This is a genomic window from Rugamonas sp., assembly GCF_025354735.1.
Classification (GTDB): Bacteria; Pseudomonadota; Gammaproteobacteria; order Burkholderiales; family Burkholderiaceae_D; genus Rugamonas.
Genome location: NZ_JANXMI010000315.1, coordinates 1 through 5,703 on the forward strand (window position 1 = coordinate 1; position 5,703 = coordinate 5,703).

General features: G+C 63.1%; 6 protein-coding genes. 4 read left to right on the top strand and 2 right to left on the bottom strand.

What is annotated here, in order from left to right; all coding sequences use genetic code 11:
* From Q0S71_RS26430 to Q0S71_RS26445, 4 genes are all read left to right on the top strand, one after another.
* The coding region (locus Q0S71_RS26430; RefSeq protein WP_296002453.1) for an ATPase domain-containing protein at positions 1-883 on the top strand (883 nt) is incomplete at its 5' end.
* Positions 873-1,274 carry a response regulator gene (locus tag Q0S71_RS26435; protein ID WP_296002455.1) on the top strand — a complete coding sequence of 134 codons (402 nt, stop codon included), beginning with the start codon at positions 873-875 and terminating at the stop codon, positions 1,272-1,274. The genes Q0S71_RS26430 and Q0S71_RS26435, both read left to right, overlap by 11 nt.
* A 305-nt stretch (positions 1,275-1,579) precedes the next feature.
* Entirely contained in the window at positions 1,580-1,966 is a 387-nt protein-coding gene (locus Q0S71_RS26440; protein WP_296002459.1) for a BPSL0067 family protein, read from the top strand.
* Between the two features lie 6 nt (positions 1,967-1,972).
* Complete coding sequence (locus tag Q0S71_RS26445) at positions 1,973-2,440, top strand: STY0301 family protein (RefSeq protein ID WP_296002461.1); 468 nt, start codon at positions 1,973-1,975, stop codon at positions 2,438-2,440.
* A gap of 84 nt (positions 2,441-2,524) precedes the next feature.
* On the opposite strand, the gene lpdA is transcribed toward Q0S71_RS26445, so the two are convergent.
* Positions 2,525-4,309 carry a dihydrolipoyl dehydrogenase gene (gene lpdA, locus Q0S71_RS26450; protein ID WP_296002465.1) on the bottom strand — a complete coding sequence of 595 codons (1,785 nt, stop codon included), beginning with the start codon at positions 4,307-4,309 and terminating at the stop codon, positions 2,525-2,527.
* Between the two features lie 10 nt (positions 4,310-4,319).
* Positions 4,320-5,703: dihydrolipoyllysine-residue acetyltransferase (gene aceF / locus Q0S71_RS26455; protein WP_296002470.1), on the bottom strand; the 1,384-nt coding region annotated here is incomplete at its 5' end.

Consider the following 5,703-nt stretch of genomic DNA (forward strand, 5'->3'; position numbering starts at 1 on the left):
GGGCATGCAGCTGATCCGCGAAATCAAGGTGTTCAAGATACGCGGCGCCAAGCACATGCTGGGCCGCCACGTGTTCGAGGTGGCCGCCGACGGCGTCGTCGTCTATCCGCGCCTGGAGGCGGTCAGCACCCTGTCCAACCGCGAATCGAGCGCATCGATGACGCAGATGTCCTTCGGCATCGCCGGCTGGGACAAGCTGACCAAGGGCGGCGTCTATCGCGGCTCGACCACCGCGCTGCTGGGCAATCCCGGCGTCGGCAAGACCCTGATGGGGCTGCACTTCATACACCACGGCCTGCAACAGGGCGAGCCGTGCATGATCGTCGGCTTCTACGAATCGCCGGCCCGGCTCGTCGCCAAGGCCCGCAGCGTCGGCATCGACCTGGCACCCTACCTGGACAGCGGACAGTTGCTGATCCACTGGCATGTGCCGCTGGAAGTGCTGGTCGACCGCCTGGCCCACGAAGTGCTGCGCGACACGCGGCAATTCAAAATTTCGCGTTTATTCATCGACGGCCTCGACGCCCTGCGCGAAATCATCCTGCACCACGGCCGCTCGCGCTCCTTCCTGGTCGCGCTCGTCAATGAACTGCGCTGCCAGAACGTGACCACCTTCTTCACCCAGGAACTGCCCTATTTCGGCGGCGACCTGTCGCAGCGCGAACCGTCGGCGTCCATGCTGTTCGAGAACATCATCCTGCTGCGCTATATCGACATCGACGGCGTCAACGAGCGCCAGATCGGCGTGCTGAAACTGCGCGAAAACGATTACGACGCGGCCAACCATTTGCTCGTCATCGGCAGCGAAGGCATGACGATCAAGGGACCGGCGCCGCGGCACGCGGCGACCGTGCGCTCCCAGCTGGACGGCCATGCTCGCTGACCCGCCCAGCGCCGCACGAGCACCGGATCAAAAGCTGATCCTGATCGTCGACGACGAATTCGATCTGGTCTCGACCTACGAACTGCTGTTCCAGTTGCACGGCTTTGCGGTGCAGACCGCGACCAACGGACGCGAGGCGCTGGAACGGGCCCGCGCCGCGCCGCCCGATATCGTGCTGTCCGATTACATGATGCCGGTGATGGACGGCATACAGCTGCTGCTGGCGTGGCGCGCCGACCCGGCGCTGCGCCACATCCCCTACATCCTCAACAGCGCGGGCAAGGTGCTGACGGACATGAACCTGCCCTTCGACGCCTTCTTCACCAAGCCGACGATATTTCCAGTGTTGCTGGCCGCCATACAAAGGCTGACGACGGCGCAGGAAAAATAGGCAGGCGCCGCTGCGGCGCCGCCCCAAGACGCGGCATCGCCGCCCGGGGAGTTGGCGTGAGTTCAAACAGAACACACCAAACAATCCGGGTGCGGCCCCTTCGTACACTTCGGCGGCCATGCCGGGCGACTCGCCCAGTGTCGGGTGCGGGTGATGCTCTTGCCGGTGTCGGTGCCCTATCAGATCGCCATGACGCCATTGATCGGTAACTATTGCGCAGCTTGTTCCTTTGTGCCGCTTCAAAGATCGATTTATCTAGCCGCAGTATCGTAGGACTTTCTTTCCCCTTAACCCTGGAGAATAAAATGTCCTATACGTACTCAAAAGTAAGCGATTTGGAAAATTCAGAGATGGTCGGCAACCATCAATGCGTGGCGCTGGTGAGGAAGTTTGCCGGAGCACCGCCCACGCTCGCGTGGAAACAGGGCGCGGCTGTATTCGGAAATAGTTCGCTGAAAAAAGGAACCGCGATCGCTACTTTCGTCAATGGAAAATATGCGAATATGAACCACGGTAACCATGCTGCTCTTTACATGGGTCAGACGCCCGACGGCATACGCGTAATGGACCAGTGGAAAACCAAGAAAGTTAAATTTATAAGCTCGCGGACCATACACTCAAAAGGAAAGACCAAGAGCGGTGCATATATACGGCCTAGTGACAATGCAGACGCATTTTTCGTCATCGAGTAACACCAGATGTGGAAAATCACCTTGCACAGGGCGATGCCATTTGTCGCATTCTGGCTGCTTGCCGCTATCGTTTGGCCAAGCACAGCATCCTCCTCTCCCGCCCCATTGAAGATTACCCCTCAGTGCCCGAGCAGCATTCAGGAGTTTGAAATCAAACTACAAAATATTCCCTCTGGCTGGAGCTCTTACGTGGCGCGGCCGATGTATCTCAACTCAGCTGCGCCTACCGACGGGCCGCCGCAACAAAAAGGCGAATTGGCGGACTACGTGGAGAGCCAAAAAAGGAAGCTGACAACCGATACCTACGACCTCGACGGACGCTTCCCCGACGGCAAGTGGCTCAGATGCTCCTACGGTGAATATGCTGAAATCACACTGGCAAAACGACTCGATGACAGCATCACCAAATGCGCGTTCACCTATAAAAAAGGGCAGAAGGCAGGCCAGAACGACATCCAGATTCAATGCGAATAAAGTGCTGAAGTCATCAATCCGAGCGCGTAAAAAAACCGGGAACAAGTCCCGGTTTTTTGTGTGCGGCCAGGCCGCGAGACTTGCTTAGCGCTTGCGCGGCGGCGGCAGGTCGGTGCACACGCCTTCGTACACTTCGGCGGCCATGCCGATCGACTCGCCCAGCGTCGGGTGCGGGTGGATGGTCTTGCCGATGTCGGTGCCGTCGGCGCCCATTTCGATGGCCAAAGCGATTTCGCCTATCATGTCGCCGGCGTGCGTGCCGACGATGGTGCCGCCGATGATGCGGTGGGTCTCGGCGTCGAACAGCAGCTTGGTGAAGCCCTCGGCGCGGCCGTTGGCGACGGCGCGGCCGCTGGCGGCCCAGGGGAAGTGGCCCTTCTCGACCTTGATGCCCTTGGCTTTCGCTTCATCCTCGGTGATGCCGGCCCATGCCACTTCCGGATCGGTGTAGGCCACCGATGGAATGACCTTGACGTCGAAGTGCGACTTCTGGCCGGCCGCCGCTTCCGCCGCCACGTGGCCTTCATGCACGGCCTTGTGCGCCAGCATGGGCTGGCCCACCAGGTCGCCGATGGCGTAGATGTTCGGCACGTTGGTGCGCATCTGGCTGTCGACCGGGATGAAGCCGCGGTCGGTGACGATCACGCCGGCCTTGTCGGCGGCGACCTTCTTGCCGTTCGGGCTGCGGCCGACGGCCACCAGCACCATGTCGTACAGCTGCGGTTCGGGCGCGGTGGCGCCCGCTTCGGCCGCCTCGAAGGTGACCTTGATCCCCTCCGGCAGCGCTTCCACGCCGACGGTTTTGGTCTTGGTCATGATGTTGTCGAAGCGCTTGGCGTTGAACTTCTGCCAGACCTTGACGGCGTCGCGGTCGGCGCCCTGCATCAAGCCGTCCATCATTTCGACGACGTCGATGCGGGCGCCGAAGGTCGAGTAGACGGTGGCCATTTCCAGGCCGATGATGCCGCCGCCGATGACCAGCATGCGTTTCGGGATCTGGCGCAGTTCCAGCGCGCCGGTCGAGTCGACGATGCGCGGGTCCTTCGGCACGAACGGCAGGTCCACCACCGACGAACCGGCGGCGATCACGGCCTGCTTGAACTGCACGACTTTCTTCGTGCCGTCGGCGGCCGTCACTTCGATGTGGTTGGCGCTGATGAACTGGCCGACGCCGGTGACCACTTGCGTCTTGCGTGCTTTGGCCATGCCGGCCAGGCCGTTGGTCATCGTCGAGATGACTTCTTCCTTGTGCTTGCGGACGGCGTCGATGTCGATCTGCGGCGCGGTGAAGCTGATGCCATGCTTGCCCAGCGTGGCCGTCTCGTCGATCACGGAGGCCAGGTGCAGCAAGGCTTTCGACGGGATGCAGCCGACGTTCAGGCACACGCCGCCCAGCGTCGCGTAACGCTCGACGATGACGGTGCTCAGGCCCAGGTCGGCGGCGCGGAACGCGGCGGAGTAACCGCCGGGACCGCCGCCGAGGACCATCATGTCGCAGTCGATGTCGACCTGGCCGCTGTAGCCGCCGGCGACGGGAATCGCGGCCGGCGCGGCCGCTGCCGCTGCTGGTGCTGGTGCGGCGGCCGGTGCGGCCGCCGCTTCGGCGACGGCCGGCGTGACGGCGCCGGCGGCGCCCTCTTCGACCGTCAGCATGATGCCGCCTTCGGCGATCTTGTCGCCGACCTTGACCGTCACCTGCGTGACCAGACCGGCGTGGCTGGAAGGGATTTCCATGCTGGCCTTGTCCGATTCCACGGTGACCAGCGACTGGTCGACCTTGATCGTGTCGCCGACCTTGACCATCACTTCGATCACTTCGACTTCCTGGAAGTCGCCGATGTTCGGGACTTTGACTTCTACTGTGCTCATCGATCGCTCCTTACAGCAGAATTTTGCGCATGTCGCCGAGCACTTCACTCAGGTACACGGAGAAGCGGGCGCCCATCGCACCGTCGACGACGCGGTGGTCGTAGGACAGCGAGGTGCCCATCATCAAACGCGGCTGGAAGGCCTTGCCGTCCCAGACCGGCTTGATGGCGGCCTTGGACAAGCCGAGGATGGCCACTTCCGGCGCGTTGACGATAGGCGTGAAGTGGGTGCCGCCGATGCCGCCGAGCGAGGAGATGGTGAAGCTGGCGCCCTGCATGTCGGTCGGTTTGAGCTTGCCTTCGCGCGCTTGCAGCGACAGCTCGGTCATCTCCTTGGCGATCTGCGTGACGGACTTCTGGTCGGCGTTCTTGATGACCGGGACCACCAGGCCGTTCGGCGTGTCGGCCGCGAAGCCGATGTTGTAGTACTGCTTGAGGATCAGGTTCTCGCCCTTCTCGTCGAGCGAGGCGTTAAAGGCCGGGAACTTCTTCAGCGCGGCGACCGATGCCTTGATGACGAAGGCCAGCATGGTCAGCTTGGTCGCTTCCTTGTTCTTGGCGTTGCCGTTGTTGGTGTCGACGCGGAAGGCTTCGAGGTCGGTGACGTCGGCATCGTCGAACTGCGTCACGTGCGGGATCATGACCCAGTTGCGGTGCAGATTGGGACCGCTGATCTTCTTGATGCGCGACAGCGGCTGGACTTCGGTCGGACCGAATTTGCTGAAGTCGATCACCGGCCATGGCAGCACGCTCATGCCGCCGCCCGCATTGCCGGCGCCGGCCTGTGCTGCGTTCGGTGCGGCGGTGCTGCCGGCCATCACGCCCTTGACGTAGTTCTGCACGTCGACCTGGGTGATGCGGCCTTTCGGACCGCTGCCCGGCACTTTGCCGAGGTCGATGCCCAGTTCGCGGGCGAACTTGCGGATCGACGGCGACGCGTGCGCCAGCTTGCCGGTGACGACCGAGCTGGCCGACGCCGGAGCGGCGGCGGCAGCAGGTGCCGATGCGGGAGCCGATGCGGCGGCAGGTGCAGGTGCGGCAGATGCGGCGGCAGGTGCGGCCGGTGCGGCGGCGCCGGTCGATTGCACCACCAGCAGCGGCGAACCTTCATGCACCTTGTCGCCGACCTTGACGTTGATGGCCGTGATCACGCCGGCGTGGCTGGACGGGATCTCCATGCTGGCCTTGTCCGATTCCACGGTGATGAGCGACTGGTCGACCTTGATGGTGTCGCCCACTTTCACCAGCAGTTCGATGACTTCGACTTCCTTGAAGTCGCCGATGTCGGGCACCTTGACGTCGACCGGACCGCTGGCGGCGGCCGGCGCGGCCGCTGGGGCCGCAGCGACAGGCGCAGCGGCGGCGGCCGGCGCCGGGGCGGCGGCAACAGCAGCG

What these genes read in the sequence shown, in the direction of transcription:
- lpdA (WP_296002465.1), bottom strand. Translation starts at nt 4,309, where the DNA reads ATGAGCACAGTAGAAGTCAAAGTCCCGAACATCGGCGACTTCCAGGAA.
- Q0S71_RS26435 (WP_296002455.1), top strand. Translation starts at nt 873, where the DNA reads ATGCTCGCTGACCCGCCCAGCGCCGCACGAGCACCGGATCAAAAGCTG.
- Q0S71_RS26440 (WP_296002459.1), top strand. Translation starts at nt 1,580, where the DNA reads ATGTCCTATACGTACTCAAAAGTAAGCGATTTGGAAAATTCAGAGATG.
- Q0S71_RS26445 (WP_296002461.1), top strand. Translation starts at nt 1,973, where the DNA reads ATGTGGAAAATCACCTTGCACAGGGCGATGCCATTTGTCGCATTCTGG.